Annotated in this window: 19 protein-coding genes; 10 read left to right on the forward strand and 9 right to left on the reverse strand. The window is 69.1% G+C overall.

The annotated features are described in order from the left end of the window. Positions 1-139 precede the first annotated feature (139 nt). Together MBA17_RS32090 and MBA17_RS32095 are read left to right on the forward strand one after the other, a co-directional pair. Positions 140-520, forward strand: coding sequence for a hypothetical protein (locus MBA17_RS32090; RefSeq protein ID WP_238500500.1), 381 nt, complete (start codon positions 140-142; stop codon positions 518-520). A gap of 45 nt (positions 521-565) precedes the next feature. Then, the gene (locus MBA17_RS32095; RefSeq protein WP_238500502.1) at positions 566-1123 is read left to right on the forward strand and encodes a hypothetical protein; all 558 of its coding nucleotides are present in this window, start codon (positions 566-568) and stop codon (positions 1121-1123) included. Between the two features lie 244 nt (positions 1124-1367). Here the strand turns inward: MBA17_RS32095 and add are convergent, their stop codons facing one another. Both add and MBA17_RS32105 read right to left on the reverse strand, forming a co-directional pair. After that, positions 1368-2336, reverse strand: a complete 969-nt coding sequence (gene add, locus MBA17_RS32100; protein ID WP_238500506.1) for an adenosine deaminase — start codon at positions 2334-2336, stop codon at positions 1368-1370. Further along, the gene (locus MBA17_RS32105; protein ID WP_238500514.1) at positions 2333-3307 is read right to left on the reverse strand and encodes a nucleoside hydrolase; all 975 of its coding nucleotides are present in this window, start codon (positions 3305-3307) and stop codon (positions 2333-2335) included. Before MBA17_RS32105 ends, add begins: the two co-directional genes overlap by 4 nt. Before the next feature lie 97 nt (positions 3308-3404). Between MBA17_RS32105 and MBA17_RS32110 the strand changes: the two genes are divergently transcribed. Beyond that, positions 3405-4451, forward strand: a complete 1047-nt coding sequence (locus MBA17_RS32110) for a LacI family DNA-binding transcriptional regulator (protein ID WP_238500515.1) — start codon at positions 3405-3407, stop codon at positions 4449-4451. A 582-nt stretch (positions 4452-5033) separates the two neighbouring features. On the opposite strand, the gene MBA17_RS32115 is transcribed toward MBA17_RS32110, so the two are convergent. Then, a complete protein-coding gene (locus tag MBA17_RS32115) occupies positions 5034-5771 on the reverse strand; it encodes a hypothetical protein (protein WP_238500516.1) in 738 nt (245 codons plus the stop codon). A gap of 254 nt (positions 5772-6025) precedes the next feature. Here MBA17_RS32115 and MBA17_RS50630 point away from each other — a divergent pair, with 254 nt between their 5' ends. Then, on the forward strand, positions 6026-6313 hold the full coding sequence (locus MBA17_RS50630; RefSeq protein ID WP_455432902.1) for an IS1096 element passenger TnpR family protein: 288 nt from the start codon (positions 6026-6028) through the stop codon (positions 6311-6313). On the opposite strand, the gene MBA17_RS32120 is transcribed toward MBA17_RS50630, so the two are convergent. Then, on the reverse strand, positions 6213-7010 hold the full coding sequence (locus MBA17_RS32120; RefSeq protein WP_238500517.1) for an NAD(P)H-binding protein: 798 nt from the start codon (positions 7008-7010) through the stop codon (positions 6213-6215). The genes MBA17_RS50630 and MBA17_RS32120 overlap by 101 nt on opposite strands. A gap of 78 nt (positions 7011-7088) precedes the next feature. Between MBA17_RS32120 and MBA17_RS32125 the strand changes: the two genes are divergently transcribed. Both MBA17_RS32125 and MBA17_RS32130 read left to right on the forward strand, forming a co-directional pair. Beyond that, entirely contained in the window at positions 7089-7598 is a 510-nt protein-coding gene (locus MBA17_RS32125; protein WP_238500518.1) for a TetR/AcrR family transcriptional regulator, read from the forward strand. Between the two features lie 189 nt (positions 7599-7787). Further along, positions 7788-9764: a DUF6571 family protein gene (locus MBA17_RS32130; RefSeq protein ID WP_238500519.1), complete on the forward strand. Its 1977-nt coding sequence runs from the start codon at positions 7788-7790 to the stop codon at positions 9762-9764. Between the two features lies 1 nt (position 9765). Here the strand turns inward: MBA17_RS32130 and MBA17_RS32135 are convergent, their stop codons facing one another. Further along, positions 9766-10209, reverse strand: a complete 444-nt coding sequence (locus MBA17_RS32135; RefSeq protein ID WP_238500521.1) for a hypothetical protein — start codon at positions 10207-10209, stop codon at positions 9766-9768. Between the two features lie 89 nt (positions 10210-10298). On the opposite strand from MBA17_RS32135, the gene MBA17_RS32140 reads away from it, so the two are divergent. Further along, positions 10299-10589, forward strand: coding sequence for a hypothetical protein (locus MBA17_RS32140; protein WP_238500522.1), 291 nt, complete (start codon positions 10299-10301; stop codon positions 10587-10589). 119 nt (positions 10590-10708) lie between these two features. On the opposite strand, the gene MBA17_RS32145 is transcribed toward MBA17_RS32140, so the two are convergent. The 4 genes from MBA17_RS32145 to MBA17_RS32160 all read right to left on the reverse strand — a co-directional run bounded on the left by MBA17_RS32145 (position 10709) and on the right by MBA17_RS32160 (position 15161). After that, on the reverse strand, positions 10709-11821 hold the full coding sequence (locus MBA17_RS32145) for an ABC transporter substrate-binding protein (protein WP_238500523.1): 1113 nt from the start codon (positions 11819-11821) through the stop codon (positions 10709-10711). A gap of 152 nt (positions 11822-11973) precedes the next feature. Continuing rightward, the gene (locus tag MBA17_RS32150; RefSeq protein ID WP_238500524.1) at positions 11974-13140 is read right to left on the reverse strand and encodes a DUF418 domain-containing protein; all 1167 of its coding nucleotides are present in this window, start codon (positions 13138-13140) and stop codon (positions 11974-11976) included. 162 nt (positions 13141-13302) lie between these two features. Beyond that, complete coding sequence (locus MBA17_RS32155; RefSeq protein ID WP_238500525.1) at positions 13303-14916, reverse strand: carboxylesterase/lipase family protein; 1614 nt, start codon at positions 14914-14916, stop codon at positions 13303-13305. Positions 14917-14927: 11 nt separating this feature from the next. After that, on the reverse strand, positions 14928-15161 hold the full coding sequence (locus tag MBA17_RS32160) for a hypothetical protein (protein ID WP_238500527.1): 234 nt from the start codon (positions 15159-15161) through the stop codon (positions 14928-14930). Positions 15162-15252: 91 nt separating this feature from the next. Between MBA17_RS32160 and MBA17_RS32165 the strand changes: the two genes are divergently transcribed. The 3 genes from MBA17_RS32165 to MBA17_RS32175 all read left to right on the forward strand — a co-directional run bounded on the left by MBA17_RS32165 (position 15253) and on the right by MBA17_RS32175 (position 17824). Continuing rightward, positions 15253-15894: a TetR/AcrR family transcriptional regulator gene (locus MBA17_RS32165; protein WP_238500534.1), complete on the forward strand. Its 642-nt coding sequence runs from the start codon at positions 15253-15255 to the stop codon at positions 15892-15894. 276 nt (positions 15895-16170) lie between these two features. Beyond that, entirely contained in the window at positions 16171-17055 is an 885-nt protein-coding gene (locus MBA17_RS32170; RefSeq protein ID WP_238500535.1) for a DUF2268 domain-containing putative Zn-dependent protease, read from the forward strand. Between the two features lie 10 nt (positions 17056-17065). Next, entirely contained in the window at positions 17066-17824 is a 759-nt protein-coding gene (locus tag MBA17_RS32175; RefSeq protein ID WP_238500536.1) for a MerR family transcriptional regulator, read from the forward strand. The last annotated feature ends 473 nt before the right edge of the window (positions 17825-18297 follow it).

Raw genomic sequence — 18297 nt, forward strand, 5'->3', positions numbered from 1 at the left:
GCCCCGTACAACCCCGTACCAGCCGGTGTACGGGCTTGTACGGGTAATTCGAATTCCCTTCCCACCTGCGGCGATCGTGCCGAATCTCGAAGTCGACGCCCCTGCCCCAAGACGGCGGGGACCCTCCGAGAGGATCTGCATGAGTATCCGGACAAGCCGACTGCGCAAGGGAACGATGGCGCTGCTCACCGCCGCGACGCTCGCCGTGGGCGCGAGCGCCGCCCCCGCACAGGCGGCGTCGGCGCTGGGCGCGAGCACGAGCAGCGCGGCCAGCTCCTTCTGCTTCGCGAACCAGTGGACGCAGGTGCACTGGTACATCAACCCGTTCTGGCCGGTCTCCTACCGCTACCACGTGCCCGGCGGCGGGCTCGTCCGGTGGCGCTGGTTCTCCGGCGGGGTCCCGCCGTACTGGGAGAACAGCTTCACCGGCACCGGGGACATCTGGACCCCGCCCAGCCCCTACACCAGCGTCGAGTTCAACTGCAGCAACAACTCCGACGTGTTCATCAACGGGCTGTGATCGTCGATGGCCGCCATCCGGATCCGTCCCGAGAAAGAGGTGACCATGGCGACGCTCCCGACTCGCCATCCGCGGCGCCGGCGGCGACTCGTGGCGCTGTCCCTGCTCACGACGCTGGTCGTGGTGCCCGCCGCGCCCGCCGACGCGGATGCGGCGAGCGCCCTGAGTCGCTGCCAGACCGGTGGGCAGGCCGACTTCTCGGACGCGGCCGACGTGCTCGGCAACGGCGGGGGCAGCATCCCCGACACCGCCGACCCGGACAACATCCTGCTGCCCGACGACGCGTTCGTGGTGCGCCCTCTGCTCTCTGATCGCGTACGGGTCGACCTGTGGGGCGCCAATTACGGCCCCGACGGTAACGGGACGGTCGCGCAGGGCAACTGGCCTTTCCCCGGTCGCAACCAGTTCTCCGAGATTCTGCGATTCAACAACAAACCGGGAGGATGGGTCGGTCCCCCTGAGCAGGCCACCAGCTTCCAGGGCTGCCGCACCTGGAACGGAGGAGTTCCCGTACGGCTGCTCTTCGCGGTCAACGATCCCACGACCTGGGACAACGGCGGCCTGTGGGCGACCAATGTCTCCATCTGGCGAGCCAGTAAGTAGCTCCCCGGCGGGCGGCACCGGAGCAGGTCGGGCCGCGCGTTCGAGCGGGGCCTCGCCGAACGTGGTCTGACCTTGTTGTTCCCGGCCCGCGAGGGTCCGGCCCGCGCGGGCCGGGAACAACATCTCGTCGATCCCGGCGCGCGCGTCCCACGTGGCGGGCGCGTCGGACGCGGCCAGGGCGATGTGGTCACCGGTCCGGGTCGCCTGTCGGGATCACCGCGTCGAGGGCTCTGGAGACGGCCGTTCAGCGTGGTGGCGGAGGGCTGTCGAAGGCGGCCCGGGTGGCGTTGGCCTGGCAGCGGGTCTCCTCGTCCGCGGTCCAGCCGAACTCGGCGCGCATGGCGGCGAACTCCCGTTCGACGGTGGTGTCGCAGGTGGTGCGGGCGTCGGTGCTGATGGTGACCCGTAGGCCGGCCGCCAGCAGCCGATCGGCCGGATGCGCGCGAAGATGGGGAACGGCCGCGGTCCGCACGTTGCTCGTCGGGCACATCTCCAGGGTGACGTCCTCCGAGCGGAGCCGGGCGAGCAGAGCCTGGTCGGTCGTGCAGCGCACGCCGTGGCCGATCCGGCGGGCGCCGAGGACGTCCAGCGCCTCCCAGATGCTCCGCGGCCCGGCGGCCTCGCCGGCGTGCACGGTGCAGGGCAGGCCGGCCGCGTGGGCGAGGTCGAACGCGGCCCGGTGCGGGACACCCGGGCATCGCTCGTCCCCGGCCAGGTCGAGCCCGGCGACCTGGTCACGGTTCCGCAGTGCGGTCTCGGCGACGGACAGGCTCTCCTCGGGCGTCTGGTGACGCAGGCAGCACAGCAGCAGCCCGGTGCCCACCCCCGTCGTGTCCCGCCCCTCGGCCAGACCCTCGGCGACCGCGCGCACCGCCTCGTCCTGCGTCATGCCGAACCGCCCGTGCAGCTGGGGGGCGAACCGCGCCTCGCCGTACGTCACCCCGTCGGCGTGCCAGTCCTCGACCAGTTCGCGGGCCGCCCGGCGCAGGGCGTCCGGAGTCTGCAGCACGCGCAGGGGGAGGTCCAGGTAGGTGAGGAAGCGGGGCAGGCCGCCACAGTCGGAGGGCGCTGTCACCAGGTGCTCCACCGGCGCGTCCAGGGGAACGCCCTGAACGCCGGCCAGATCCGCGACGGTGCCGGGGCGGACCGAGGCGTCGAGATGGCAGTGCAGTTCCACCCGGTTCCCGGGGGACGGGCCGGTCACGGCGGTCACGCGGGTTCCTCCGTGCGGACGGGCTGCACGGTCCGCGCGCAGGTGTCGAACAGCATCTTCTTGAAACCGGCCGTATCGACGCGGCGTACCAGCGTGACGTTGGGCTCGGCGGTCGCACCCCGGCGCCGGTCGACGAGCATCTGCCCGCGGGCCTCCTCCCCGACCGCGATGTCGACCCGCGCCACCTCCCGCTCGACGACCAGGTCCGGCCGGAGCGCCACGGCCATGGCCAGGGGGTCGGGGAGGTCGTAGCCGTCCAGGCCGGTGACCTCGCGCGCCCACACGGCGACCGTACGGTTGACACGGTGGGCGAAGGTGGCCATCGGTGTGCCCAGTCGTTCGAGGTGGAGCTGGTCACCGGTGGTCATGACGGCGTCCTGGCGGGAGGCGTCCCAGCCGATCCAGGTCATCTTGCCGGGGGTGGCGGCGCTCAGGACGACGCGGGCGGCCTCGGGGTCGGCCCAGACGTTGAACTCCGCGGTGGCGGAGACGTTGCCGCGAGCGTCGGCGGCACCGGCCATGCAGTACACGTGCCGGTAGCGGGTGAGCAGGTCGCGGTCCTGCAGGAGGGCGGCGGCCAGGTTGGTGAGCGGCCCGAGGGTCACCAGGGTGAACCGGCCGGGGAACCGGCCGGCCTCGGACAGCAGCACCTCCACGGCGTGCCGGGTGCCGGGCGAGCTGCGCGGAGCCGGCAGGCCCAGATCGCCCATGCCGTCCTCGCCGTGCACGTGCTGCGCGTGGGACGGCGACCGCAGCATGGGACGCTCACAGCCCGGATGAACTGGAACATCGGCCGCGCCGGCCATCTCCAGGGAGATCAGCGCGTTGCGGGTGGCGAGATCCAGCGGGACGTTGCCGGCCACAGTGGTCACGGCATGCACCCGCGCATGGCCTCCGGCGGCGGCCAGCAGCAGGGCGACCGCATCGTCCGACGCGGTGTCCGTGTCGATGATGAGCGGCAGTGCGGACATGGGGGAACTCCTTGGGTGGCACGATCTAGGGCCGCGAAACCCATGTCTAATCGTTTAGATGGCAAGATGCAACTCACGGGAAAGAGGAGGTACGGCGATGGCGGTGACGCTCGCCGACGTGGCCCGCCGAGCCGGCACCTCGACGGCCGTCGTCAGCTACGTCATGAACAACGGTCCGCGCCCGGTCGCGGCGGCCACCCGCGACCGGGTCCTGGCCGCGGCCGCCGAGCTCGACTACCGCCCCAACCGCATCGCGCGGGCCTTGCGGGCCCGCACCTCCGGTGTCGTCGGGCTGGTGCTGGCCGGCGCCTCCAACCCCTACTACGCCGCCCTGGGCCGCCACATCGAGCAGGAACTGGAGACCCGCGGCAAACTCACCCTCTTCGGCAACGCGGCCTTCGCCCCCGACCGGCAACAGCAACTCATCGAACGCTTCCTGGCCGCGCAGGTCGACGGCCTGGTCATCGTCTCCGCCGACGGCGGCCACGACGTGGCCGCACGGGCGGCGGCGGCCAAGGTTCCCGCCGTCTATGTCCACCACCGTCCAGCCGAGGCCCGCACTCCCCTGGTCGCCGCCGACAACGCGACCGCCGTACGCAGCGCCGTCGAGCACCTGCGGCGGCACGGCCACCAGCACATCGCCTTTCTCGCCGGCCCGGACGACGCCGGCCCCGTCGGCGAACGCAGGCGCGCCTGGCACGAAGCCCTGACCTCCCGACCCGGGCCCGCCCCTGACGCCGCGGACGAGCAGGCGCCCGTACTGCTGCGCTCCGCGGACGAGCAGGCGCCCGTGCTGCTGCGCTGCGACTACTCGCGTGCCTCGGCGGCCGCTCTCGTGCACCGCCTGGCCGCCGAGGACCGGTTGCCACGCGCCCTGATCATCGCCACCGACGAGCAGGCCATCGGCATCCTCGCCGGCGCCTCGGCCATCGGCCTGCGCATCCCGGAGCAGCTGGCCGTCATCAGCCTCGACGGCACCCCGGAGAGCGCCTACACCGCTCCCGCCCTGAGCGCCACCCGGCAACCCCTGGAGGCCATGGCCCACCACGCGGTGAATCTACTGTTCGTCCCCACCGCCGAGCCGTTCCTCCCCCACGCCCCCCTGATTCCCCGCCGCAGCTGCGGATGCGTGCCCACCGGCTGACACCACGCCCACGTTCTCCGGGCTGGCCCCGGCCCCGGCGTGTTGTGATCGCGGGGAATCCGCCCGGTCAGCCGAACGCGCCGACGGCGAAGCTCGCCCCCGCGCCGCCAAGCGGACGTATGCCGGCTCAGACGGACCGAGCGACGCCGAGCGCGAGCGAATCGCGACGGCGCTCCGCGCGGTTAGTTTGATCGACTAGACGTACACATCCACAGGGAGAGATCGTGCCGGGTCAGATCGTCCAGCTCTCAAAGGACTACGCGTCATCGGCGCGACAGGCCCGCACCACATCGCCGGCTCCACCCGCCGCCACCTGGAGATCCTCGACGCCATGGCCCGCCGCAACGCCGCGCAGCAGGCCGCGGCCGTCCACCTGACGAGGTCGAGGAGTGGACCGTCACCGACATGGAATCCCACGCCATCACGACCTGAATGCTGGGGCCGATCGCCGAGATCAAGCGCCTGCTCGACGCCGTCCTTGGAGCACGCCGCCACCTACTGGCCTGGCGCCGCCGGCACCGAGCACGCTCCCGCCTGCCTACCGCATACACCCATCTCAGCCAACGAATAGCGGCTGCCGTACTAGGAGACGTGTTCGACGAAGCCGTGGTGGGCCAGCCCATCGTCTTCGATCCGTGCCGGTTGCCCTGGAGGCAGCGGAGTGCCGGAAAGGGGCGGAATCTCCACCGCGTCCCAGTCTGTGTCGTACTCGCCCAAGTGGTCGCCCAGGTCGATCCGCTCGGCCGCGACGCCCGACCGGTAGACCGTGAGGGTCAGCTCCCCCTGGTCCCAATACCCCTCCTCGTCCGCCGCCCACCGATCGCAGGCCCAGCGCAGTTCGTCGGCGTCCGTCACCACGAGCCGTTGCAGGAACTCGACGGACCCTCCCGCCGTCTCCCTTTCCACCACGTACCAGGAGTGCTCGTATGTCGGCGCGACGTACAGGCGGCCATCCTCATCCAGCAACTCCTGCAGTGCCGCCAGGCATACCCGGGCAACGCCGTCGGCGGGGTTGCGGAGCCGCAGAGCCTGGCACAGCCCCGCGATCTCCTCGCTCACCCGGTCGAGCGCCGGCTGCGGCTGATTGGGCCGGTAGGAGAAATCCTCCCGAATCGCCACGACGGTACGGAGCAGATCAGCGATCAGCAAATGCGTGGCCACGGAGTCATGCGGCAGGCACTCCACCAGGGCGCGGAGGCGCTCCTCGGCGACCTCCTCCTCCTCACGGAGCAGGGCGGCCAGCCGCGCGTGTTCGCGAGCGGCGTCCAGGTCCCCTGCGGCGGCCGTCGCCCGCAGGACCATGAATCGTGCATCGATCATGACGCCATGATCTCCCACCGAGACCACCAGCCTGTGAGCCGGCAGCAGGCGTTCGCATCACATTCGGTGTCCTGGCTGCCCAGGCGGTCGCGACCTACGGTCAGCACCGCACCAGCGGCGTGAAGTACTGCTCGCGCGAATGCGCCCACCGCCGATTCGGACGAGCGGGAGGACATGCGCCCGGGCCCAGCGAGCCCTGCGTCGGCGACGCAGACAAATCCCCCGACCAGAGCAGGAAAGCCTGAGACCACGACATCAAGGTGGAGAAGGGCGACCAGGGCACGGCCAAGACGGTCCATCCCCTGTGCGGTGCCGGTGGCCGTGCCTGCCCGCCCGAGGACTGTGGCGGCCCGGAGGGCTACATCGAGCACCTGCGTGCGCTGCGGTACCGCAAGGCTGAGCGGCGGCCCGGTTCTTGTCCTCGGCCGCCGCTGCGCACGTCTATCCGAGGAACTCCCGCAGCGAACGCGGTTCGCGACCCAGGATGTCGGCCACGGTCGTGGTCGTGCTCGCCCAGCGCCCATCCCCGATCTGCGACATGAGTTCGGCCAGGTCACGGGCCGCTTGGGCGGGCATGCCGCGCTTCTCCAGGTGAACGGCGGCTTCCTCGACCGACAGGTCCACGTAACGCACGTCCCGGCCGAGTGCTCGGGTGAGTTCGACAGCGACTTCGTCATGCGTAGGCGCCACCGGCCCGGTGAGCTCGTACGTGGCGTCGGCCCCGACGGGACGCGTGAGCAGCACGGCCGCGACCGCCGCGATGTCACACGCGTCGATGTAGCCGACCCTGCTCCTACCGTACGAGCCGAAGATCCGCCCCTCCTCGTCGACGTCGCCCGCGAGATTCTGCATGAAGCCGACCGGAGCCAGGATCGACCACGGCACTCCCGACGCCTTGAGATGCTCGTCGACGTGCCCGTGCATGCCGAATCCGAGCAGGCTGCTCGACGTCACGCCGCGCACGGAGACGGTCATCACCTGCGCCACGCCTGCGGCCACCGCATGATCGATGACCGTCTGGTGCGCTCGCGCGAAACCCGGCCACAGCGCGCTGTTGAGAAAGAGCCTGTCACCCGGCTCAAGCGGGATGCTCTCCGGCCGCTCCAGGTCGCCGACCACGTAGTCGCATCCCAGTTCCTCACCCTGTTCCACGCGCCGTACCACGGCTCGCGCCGCACCGCCGAGTTCCTCGATCAGCGCACGCCCGATCGTGCCTGTCGCACCCGTCACCACAATCATCGCGTAACCTCCTAAGCGGAATGTCAGTTTCCTGTTCTATAATAAGCGGAATGCCGTCGTCCACTTCAAGGGGGTTCAATGCGCGCCGATGCCCGCCGTAATCGGGACAGGATCCTGGAGGCGGCACGCGACGCGGTGGCCGAGCTCGGCGCGGACGCACCGATGGCACTGATCGCCCGCCGGGCCGGAGTCGGCGTCGGCACGCTCTACCGCCGCTTTCCCGACCGCAGTGTGCTGCTCGCCGCCCTGGCGGAGCAGTACGTTCACGAGCTCTTGGACTCCATCGACCGCGCCGTGGCGGCCGAGCCTGACGCGTGGGCGGCCGTTCGCGCCTTCGTCGTCTACAGCGTGGAGAAGGGCCGCGGCGCCATCGCGGCCGCGCTGGCCGGGACCTCCGCGCCACAGGCGAGGCAGGCGCTGGTGCAACGACTCGACGAGCTGGTACGGCAGGCGCAGGCGGACGATGCGATGCGTTCAGATGTCGGCACCGACGACCTCATGGAGCTGCTCAACGTGTTCGCCTGCCACCCCGGCATCATCCCTGAGCGCTTCCTCTCCCTCATGCTCGACGGCCTCGAGCGGCGTTAGCCTCGCCGTCTTAGGGACGGGGATGCGTTCCGCGCGACCGGCCAGATAGTGGACGCGGGGATGGACGGCAGACTCCAGCGCCTTTGCCCCAGGATCATTGCGTTAGAAGTTCTTATTGAGACTATTCCCCAATAATTCTCGGTATCGCGTGACGATGGTGAAATAGTCTGGACTGGGGCAAGGGGGGTTATGAAGCCGATTCCGCCTGGCACGGGGCCGTTGTCGCCGGACTTCACCGGGATCGACCCTGACTTGATGCAGGGGTTCGTCTCCGCGCTGGAACGGGGGCGGGACGTGATCGCCGAGCAGTCCGAGCGGATCCGCCAGGTGCTCACGACGGCCCAGGTGTCGGCCCTCGGCCTGCAACCGATCAAGGAGATCGAGGGCTGGATCGACGACGAACTGCCACAACTACGGAAACGCGAGCAAACCATCCGGGCGAGCGACGCCCTGGCGAAATGGCTGCCCGGCGCCGGCCTGGTTCCCTACAAGGAGGGCTCTCGGCTTCCGGTGGAGGCGCGGCGGGCGGGTACGGCGCTGGGCGAGCGTTTCCTGGCGGTCGAGGGATCACGAGAGGCGTTCGGCCACGAAACGTCCGACCTGTACCTGAAGCTGCTCAAGGAGCTTGCGGCGAACAAGGATGACGCCGACTTCACCGCCGCCTTCTTCGCCGCCCTCGGCGTCAAACGGACCCTAGAACTGCCCGCGCACCTGCGGGACAACGTGCACAGTCCACGCTTCCAGGCGGCCCTCTCTCCGCCCGACCCGCAGGACCCGGTCCTTCGCACGCTGAGCCAGGCTCTCGGCACGGCCGTCACTGCGGGCTCGCACGTCCCCGGCTTCGCCAAGATCAAGGACAAGATCGCTAGCCCGAGCCCGACCGAGCGCTCCGGGGCCGACCTGCTGCTGAGCTCGGGAAAGTTCCCCGCCGGCTGGCTGGCGGGCGTGGCGGCGGCGCACGGTCTGGCGAATCCCGGCAAGGTCGGCACCGGAGTTCTGTACGCCCTGGGAAACAATCCGGCCGCCGCCCGACTGGCGATGGGAAAAGCGGTCGGACCCGCCACCGGAGACCAGAAGAAGCTGAAGGATTATCTGAAGAAGCTCAACGACTCCACCAAGGACAACGCCATCATCGGAGAAGGTCTCCGGGCGGACGCCGTCGGGCGGATGCTCGCCGCCGCCTCCGGCGCGTATGACGAGCAGGGCGGCAAGCACAGCAAGGAGGCCGCCGCGTTCGCCTTCACGGTGATCACGACGATGAGCGGTTTCGACATCGGCGACGCGGCGCGGGTGCACATGTCGGAGATCGCGGGTTCATACGCCACGGAGATCGTCGAGGGCGCCGACATCAGCGACGCGAACATGACCGACGACAGCTCGATGAAGCCGACGACCTCGAAACTGGGCCTGAAATCGGCGTTCACCCTGAGCCCGAACGACACCTACAAGTTCCTCAAGACCTTCGCCGACACCGACGAGCACCTCGTCCCGTTCCAGACCGCGATGGGAGAGCTCTCGGAGCGCCTGATCACCGACACACTGGCGACGACCAAGCAGACCGGGGACATCCGGCCCCTGGATCCGATGCTCACCGCTCTGGGCAACGTTCGCGGCTTCGAACTGGCCGCCGCCCACAAGGTTCAGGGCGGTCTGGACGTGCTGGATGAGCAGCAGAAGAAGCTCAACGGGTTCGTCTTCAACACCGCGCTCGGGGTGGGCGGCCTGTTCGTGCCCGGGATACCCGGCCAGCTCGCCTGGCTGGCGCTGAGCACCGGATTCTCCGCCAAGGACGCCTTCGCAGCGGATGGCGAGACGCGGGAGGACAGGCTGGAGAAAGCCGAGCAGAACGCGACGCTCGGCCGTCAGCACACGCTCGCACAGACGCTCATGGAGAACGGCTTCACGCCGAAGGTGTCACCCGCCGAGTTCCAGGCCACCTGCCCACCCGGCGTCGCCATCACCGACGCCAACGGCAACCTCAAACCCTTCCCCGAACTAATCAAACAAGGCAACCGGGGTCTCCAGGCCTTCGAACGATGGGCAATCGCGAACGGCATGGGGGGCGATGACGAATTGTCCGTCGGCAGCCTATCCGACGACATGACGGGCTGGTTCGAAGGCGGTGGTACCCGGAGTAAACAACGCGCGCTCGCTTTTGATAGCTAGCTCACGAGGCCGGTAGACACTCTGTCTCGCCCCGGACTCCATACTGTCCATTACCCCGTGACTCCAGTATGAGCAGTGTCTTGTACTCCTCATTCGCAAGACGAATGGGGGCGTCGCCGATGTCTTCAACGATCCGGTACTGAGCTACCGAGTCGAGGGCACCTATCAGGAGTGTGTTGAGTCCGTCCCCATCGATCTTCGGTGAGGCGTGTCTTCCCGTGGCCGCGAAGGTCCGTTTGGCTCTACCTTCGCCACAAGGGATATCTCGCCCCCCAGGATCGGTGATATTGACCTCTAGGACGTGGCGCTGCTTCATCAACTCAGTGATATGCCGTTTGAGGGTCTCGCCCGCTTCGGCGGCGGTGGGCTCGCTCTCGCCGCATCCCGACACCATCAACAGCGCGGCCACACCAACCATGACGCCGTGCCGTACGAGACGCGCCATGAAACTCCTCCAGGAGACTGGCCGACCTGCCGTACATCCCATAATGTCCAATAGATCGGTCCGACGTACCCATATCCGAAGGGGAACGTATGAGTCCGCGTCCCGAGGGATTGGTGCCCAATCCCCGGCGCCAGGCGTTGGAGCAGGCGTTGATCGAGGTCAAGTCTCGGGTCGCCATCCTGGAGGCCGCCCTCGATCCTCCCCACGGGCAGTTCACCGGCCAGGCCGTCTGGGTCGGCCCGACGGCCCGGCGGTTCGCCGAAGATCTCACCGCCCGCCGTGTACGGCTCCGCAAGGCGGCGCAAGCGCTGGTCACCGCCCTGGAAGAGGAACTCCACTCCGTTCCGGCACAGGTCACTCCCTCGGCCCGGCAGGATTGACCCTCCTCTTGGCAGACGAGGGCGAATGGCCTCGCCTGTCATGGGTGGACCGCCTGGACCTCACGCGGTGAGACGCCGAAGGTGGAACCACATCTTGGCAGTCGGACCTCCGTGCTCTCTCAGCCGGCGTGGAGGATCCGAAAGCGATCGGGTTCCGCCGGATCTCGATCAACGACTTGGATCGGCGTCCAAGCCCATTGCCAGACGCTGATGCCTGGCGTGCGGGAGAACCGGATCTGCCCGCGGGTGCCTTCGACTGCGACGCGCGGCCAGGATTCGGCGGTGCGCGCCCGGTCCGCACCGTGAGAACGCAGCACATCGGCGAGGACGGCGACCGTGTCGTAGCCCTCGAAAGCGACGAAAGAGGGCGCTTCGCCTAGCCGCTCGCGGAGGGCCGTCTCGACTCGTGCACCCAGTGGGCTGAGACGCTCGGGCAGGTAGCGCAGGAACGGGATCGCGGCGCTGGCGTCGCCTAGCAACGCCGCCCATTCGGCGAACTCCGGTTGCCCGGCCGGAGCACCAATCATGATCTCGGCGAGGCGCCGGTCGCGGCGGACAGACTTGACGATCGACACTGCCGGCTCCGGGTGGCCGACCAGAAGAAGGAGGGCTGTCGCGCGATTGTCGACGAGTTCGTCGCACACGGCCGTGGGGGCGAGCGCGTGCATGTCGAGTTCGATGACGGTGCCGCCGCGTGGAGCGAGGTAGTCCCGCAGAATGCGGGCCCCAGATGCCCAGTAGACACTCGATGCGGCTGCTACGGCGATTCGGCTGTGGCCCGCACTGAGGAGGAAGTCTGCGTAGATCTGCCAGCCGTGGGACTGCGCCGGGGCCAGGCGCGCGACCCATTCCGTCGGCTGTTCGGTGAGCGCGTCGAGAACCGCTGACGAGCAGAGGAACGGCAGGCCGAGGGCGTCGGCCCTGGTGGCGGCGGCGCGAGCGACGACGCTGTGATACTCCCCCGCCAAGGCGGCCACGCCCAGGCGAGCCAATTCGTCTACGGCCGCCGCGGCCCTCTGTGGATCAGCCGCGGTGTCTCGGACCACCAGCTCGAGTGGTCTTCCGACGATCCCGCCGGCGTCATTGACTTCGCGAACGGCCAGCTCGAGTCCAGCGAGCAGGTGCAGGCCCGCCTCAACCCAGCCAGGCCGAGTCAGCGGAACGAGAGCGCCGATCTGGACGGATGATCCGTCAGTCCGCTCCGCTCCGGGTGGCGATGGTGGCGTATTCATGCGTTGGCGTCTCCCATGTGACGATTCGGTGGCAGTTTGCCCGGATCGCAGAGTATTGCCCACCGGCAGCGACGGCTCCAGGCGCTCCCACCGGCCGTCCGTCAGATCACCACGTCCCCCGGACCACGATCATCTATGACCTTGATCCACTTTCAGACCCTAGATCGTGGTGACGGCGCGGACAACAGGGTAAGGCGGCGCAGGCCCCATTCGATCGGGCCCTGCCGGTGGTGACGCAGCCACCAGGCGCTCAGGATCAGCAGGATCGCGTAGATCGCGGCGGCCACGCCCATCACCGCGATCGGCGCCAGCTTGCCCGCCAGCGCCATGCCGTACCCGGTGAAGACCAGGCAGGCCAGCACCGACTGGCCGATGTAGTTGGAGGCGGCGGCCCGGCCCGCGGGAGCCAGCGCGCCGCCGATCGCCGGGACGCGCTTGACCAGCTGGAGCAGGGTGACCACGTAGGCCGCCGCGAGCAGCGGTGAGGCGACGTTGTTGACGGCCAGGCCGACCAGCTCCATCGCGTCCTCCGTCTGGGAGGACCAGGTGAAGAAGATCGCGGCGGGCAGGCCGAGGCCGTAACCCAGCCACTGGATCCGGGGAACCAGGTGGGCCCAGCGCTCCGGCTCCTCGAACAGCCTCGACTTGCCGGCCGCCAGGCCGAACAGGAACAACGCCATCGCCATCGGTCCCTGGCCGAGCCAGACCCACATCGCGAGCATCGGGTACGTCTCCGCCTGGAACTGCAGGAAGCTCAGCGGCCCGCCGGTGACCAGCGCCTCGGCGCGCTCGACTACCGCCGTATCGAGGACGGGGGTCGCTCCGGCGGCCGGGTCGAGCAGGGTGAGCCCGGCCAGCAGGAGCCAGATCACCGACAGCACGCCGATGATCCAGCAGCCGGCCTTGACGGCGGTCCGAGGTTTGATGCCCCGCATCGCCAGCAGGAGGAGTCCGAGGAAGGCGTAGAGGGTGAGAATGTCGCCGATCCAGAGCAGGAATCCCTGCGCCACGCCCAGGACGAACAGGCCCAGGCAACGGCGGAGCATGCGGCCCTTGGCCCGGTCGCCCCAGGAGCGCATCTGCAACGTGAAGGAGTAGCCGAACAGGAAGGAGAAGATGACGTAGAACTTCGTCAGCACCAGGGTGCTGATGGCGAGGGCGACCGGGCCTTCGGTGATGGGCATGGAGCCGAACCCCGCGGCGTATCCGGGGTCGGCGAAGAACCCGATGTTGGCGATCAGGATGCCGCCCAGGGCGAAGCCCCGGACTGCGTCGATCTCATGAATGCGCCTAGACGTCGGCGCCACGGTCTGCGTCATGCCCTTGACGCTAGGATCCGCCGGGTGAGCGCGCATCGATCTTCAGGCGCTACGGCGCGCGACTAAAGTCGACGGTCGTCCACGAAGTTGTTCAGGATCTCATCTCTCGCACTCGCTCTTCTCGGTGAGAGTGGCCAGGCCGCAGTCGGCTCTGCCCTGCTTTCAGTTGCGCGTGTCCCAAAAGCCGCAGTGGTGTTCGGTGGAGCCGTCGCCGTTGCTTCGGGCCGCGGAGAGGAAGCGGACATGGTTCGCGCTCTTGCCGGTCAGGGGCTTCCATCGGGGCAGGCTCGGGTCGTTGGGATCGCCGGTGGCGGCGAAGCGGGTCCAGTGACCGATCATCTGGTCGGCCAGCCGGCGTTGGCTGGTCGAGAGGGGCTGGTCGGTGGCGGCGCCGGGACCGTCGAAGAGGTAGGGCAGCTCCCCGCCGTGGTAGGCGCCCAGGGGGAAGTCGGCGGGGACGGGAAACCCGGCCGGTCTGGGGGCGGGGTCGTCGGCGAACTCGTATTGGTAGACGGGGGTCTCGCGGGCGAGCAGGCGGTTGCCCGCCCGGGTGGGGCAGGTCCAGCCGTGGTCGGTGGCGATGGCAGCCCATGCCAGGGAGGGGGAGCCGTGTGTGCTGACGGGATACCTGGCCGCGACCCGCCGGGCGTCGGCGCCGAAGGCGGTGCGCAGGAACTGCTGATAGGTCTGCCGACTCAGGGGCCGGCCCGGACCGTCGAAGTACATGGCCACGAAATAGCGGGCCTCGTGCGCGGTGGTGCCGACCATGAGCGGCACCGGGTGGACGCGTCCCTCGGCCACCGCCCGGCGCGGGTCGAGCGGCAGCGTGTCGCTTCCGTACGAGGGCGCCCAGGTGGCGGGGATCTTCTGCTGCGCGGCGAGCAGGGCTGACGCCGGGGCCCGGCGCAGGCAGGCCATCGTCTGGGCTGCGTCCGTGCATCCGATCTGTTCGGCGGCGGCCGCGGCGATCCGTTCGCCGGACTGCCGGGATGGCCACACGGTGTCGCCGCCGGCGGGGTCGATGCCCATCTGACGCATCGAGCAGGTGCCGCTCTGGATGATCGCCTTGTCGAACAGCCCCGCCGCTGTGGGAGACGTCAGCTGCGCGCAGGTGCTGAAGGCGCCCGCGGACTCGCCGAACAGGGTGATGTTGCGCGGGTCGCCGCCGAAGGCCGCCGCGTTGTGCTGTGTCCAGCGCAGCGCGGCCTGCTGGTCGAGCAGGCCGAATGCGCCCGAGCCGGGCAGAGCGGGGTGGCCGAGGAAGCCGAAGATGCCCAGCCGGTAGTTGACGGTCACGACGATCACGCCCGCGTCGGCCAGCCGCTGGGTGTCGTAGTCGCCGCCGGCGCCCTGGGTGAAGCCGCCGCCGTGCAGCCAGACCATCACCGGCAGCCGCCGCCCGGTGGGTATGTCCCGGGGGGCGGTGACGTTCAGGTACAGGCAGTCCTCGGCGGCGCTGGCCGGGTTGGAGTCGGCGGGATTGGCGTTCTGCGGGCAGCGCGGGGCCGTGCGGGTGCCGTCCTTGACGCCTTTCCACGCTTGGACGGGCTGCGGCGGCTGCCAGCGCAGCGTTGCGGTCGGTGGCGCGGCATAGGGGATGGCGTTGAACCGCTGCAGGTCCCGGCCGACGTAGGCGCCGGAGACGATGCCGGACGAGGTGTGCGCCACAGGCCGGCGTGAGCTCGATGTCGTGTCAGTGGCGCTCGCGCAGGCCGCGATGACGGACAGGCCGGCCACCGCCATGACCAGCCGCACGGGCGCCGCCCTCCGCGCCATCCCTCGGGGCCTCATCGGCGTACCGCCCGATACGCCGCCAGGAGCAGGAACACGGCTCCGACGGTTCCGACGACAAGATCGGCCCAGCCGGGGATACCGACGGCACGCAGGATGCCGACCACCCCGAAGCTGGTGCCCCACTGCGCCTCGGTGATCGCCGAGCCGAACCCCTGCACGGTGAACAGAGCTCCGGCCAGCCACAGCGCCTTGTCGGCGGTGCGAGTGCGTGTTCGCGAACGACTCATGCGGTCTCCCTTGTTCCGATGCGTACGCATCAAATAAACCGGAAAAGCTGATATGATGCAACCGCATCGGAAAGTTGGCGGAAGGAACCCCATGCCCAAGCAGGTCGACTACGAGACGCGCCGCCGCCACATCGCCGAAGCGGTCTGCGACCTGATCGACCGGCACGGCCCCGAAGGCGCGACCCTCCGGGATGTGGCACAGCAGGCCGGCGTGTCCATGGGGGCCGTGCAGCGATGCTTCGCCACCAAGGACGAGATGCTCGCCTTCGCCCTGCACCGCATCACCGAACGCATCACCGCTCAGGGGCACGAGGAGATCAACGCCTCCACCGCCAAGGAGTCGGCGGTGACCCTGCTCACCGCCACCCTGCGTACGCTCGCCCTGATCGAACCGCACCAGCGACGCGACGCCAGGATCATGGCGGCCTTCACCGCCCACGCCACGGCCATCCCGTCCCTGGCGGAAATCCTGCGCCAAGCCCACGCCAAGACGCGCGACCTGCTGGCCTGGCTGATCCGCTACGGTCAGCAAACCGGCGAGTTCCGCGACGACCTCGACGCCGCCCTCGAGGCCGAGACCCTCCTGCCGCTGGTCGAAGGGCTGACCGCGCTCGCCCTGCTCGGACACCGCCCCACCGTGCCCGCCCACGACACGCTGACCCGTCGTATCGACGGCCTGCTCATGCAGCCATCCCGGCCAGGCCGATCGGCCTCATCGACCGCGATCGTCTGAGGGCGCCTGGCGGCCGCGGCGCCGTGGCCGGCTGATCAATGCCCATCATGACCTGGTCACAGACGCACTGTTCCGGGACGGCCCTCGACGGACGGTCGTTATTCGAAATTCCTCGCCGATCGTTTGCAGAAGCCGGGGCGGAGGCGGGCTTGTCCGGCTCGCGCAGCGGCGAACCGCCGGCCGTGACGGGACTGGGTGACGGCATGCCGGCCGTACCTCGACGAAGAGCGCCGCTGGTTTGACCTTGACGCTGCGTCAACTTCTAGCATCGGGGCCATGTCGATCACTGTTCTTGACACCTACTCCGCCATGAGGCGGATCCTGCTGGCCCCGGTCGCGGACCGCGTTGACCTGCTGCGTTCGATGCTGGAGGCCAACAGGGGCATGTACCGCTACAACCCCGGCGAGGTCGACCTGGTTGCCGTGCACCTCGAAACGTCCGGGTTCCCCATCGACCGCGACGAGGAGCGTTGCCTCGACGCGCTCGAAACCCTGGCGGCGGCCGGAGCCTGGGAGCGGATGCAACGCGCCCTCGACGACGCTCTCGCCGTACTGCTGGAGGCGACGCCGGGGCTGGAGGCCCCGGACATCACCGTGCTGTTCGTCCTCGGCGATCCGGGTGACGACCACTTCATGGGTCCCTGCGCAGGATTGACCGGGTTCGGTGGCATCTCGGGCCACATCGCCATCACGTTCTGGCCCTTCCCCGAGAACGTGGAGCGGCTGGAGGCCACCGCCGTGCACGAACTGCACCACAACCTGCGGTGGTGCCCGGGCGGGGTGGTGTGGGACCCGATGACCGTCACGGTCGGCGAGCACATCGTCGGCGAGGGTCTGGCCGACGCCTTCGCCCGCCAGCTCTACGGCGACGAGCTCGGCCCCGCCCGCATCGGCGTGCCGCACCTGCACGACGACGAGGTCTTCGCCAAGGTACTCACCGGGCTCGACGTGACCGGCATGCAGAACTTCACGGCCTGGGTGCACGGCGACCCCGGCGCCGAGCACCTCGGCGTCGCCCCGGTGGGACTGCCGATGGGAGCCGGGTACGCCGCGGGCAACCGGCTGGTGGACACCTACCTGGCGGCGACCGGGCAGACGGCGGCGCAGGCTCTACACGCCGACAGCTCGGAGATCATCGCAACCACGCTCCGCCGCGGGTAACACTGGAACGATGGAGTGGACGATCCAGGAACTCGCGGCGAGGGCCGGCATCACCAGCCGCACCCTGCGTCACTACGACCGCTTCGGGCTCTTGGCCCCGTCCCGGGTCGGCGCGAACGGGTACCGCTACTACAACCCCACCGCGGTCGCCCGGCTCCAGCGGATCCTGCTCATGCGCCGGCTCGGCATGGGCCTGCCGGCCATCGCCGAGGTCCTGGCCGACGAGGTGGACACGTGCGACGGGCTCCGCGCCCACATCGCCACCCTGGAAGAGGAACGGGACCGCATCGAACGGCAGATCCGGTCTGTGCGTCACACGCTCGAGGCCCTGCAGGCGGGGGCGGAACCGCGGATGGACGTCATGTTGGCGGGGTTCAACGACCATTCCAAGGACGAGGTGATCTCCCGTTGGGGCGAGCGCGCGTTCCAAGTGAGCAACGACTGGTGGCACGGCAAGACCCTTGACCAGCAGCGGGCCTGGAAGCAGGCCACCGAAGACCTCGTCGCCGCATGGGTCGCCGCGGCGAAGGCCGGAGTTTCTCCGACATCGGAACACGCTCAGTCACTGGCTGCCCGGCACGTCCAGTGGCTGAGCCAGATCCCGGGTACCCCCACGGCCGACGGCGACCGGGAGTGCTCGATCGAGATGGTGAAAGGCCTGGGGGACATGTACGTCGACGACCCCCGCTTCACCGGCATGTACGACGACGCCGCAGGGGCGACGTTCGTCCGCGACGCACTGCACGCGTACGCGCGGACCCGGATGTAGCTCGTGTGCCAGTCCGGGTGGCGTTGCCCTCGACATCGAACACCTTGACCTTGTCGGCGCTCGGGATCACCTCGTCGATGACGATGTCGCCACTCTCGCCGCTGACCGTCGTTTCCGTAGGGGCAGCAATTTTCTGCAAGCTTGCTACAAAGATCATCTCTCCGTAAATCGCACGATCCGGAGTTTCGGCAGATCGATGCTGAAACCTCTCCTTGAATGAGACCGGCCGTCGACGATCCGTTGCCCCAACTGCAAGAACGGGGCCATCTTTCAGAAATTTGCTAGAGGTATTGCAAAGGCTCTGCGGGATAGGTAACTTCCGGGCAACACCCCCGGAATGTCGCACCGTGGAGGCCCCGGTCGTCTGGCCGCGCTCCCCTTGGGCCGCCCTCCATCCCCGTACAGGCCATCACCCCGCTGTCCGGTCCACCATGCTTTCGTCCGCTCCCGGCCCTCCAATCCGGGCCGGATAA

Origin of the sequence: Dolomitihabitans soli (assembly GCF_022213955.1) — a bacterium.
GTDB lineage: Bacteria > Actinomycetota > Actinomycetes > Streptosporangiales > Streptosporangiaceae > Streptosporangium_A > Streptosporangium_A soli.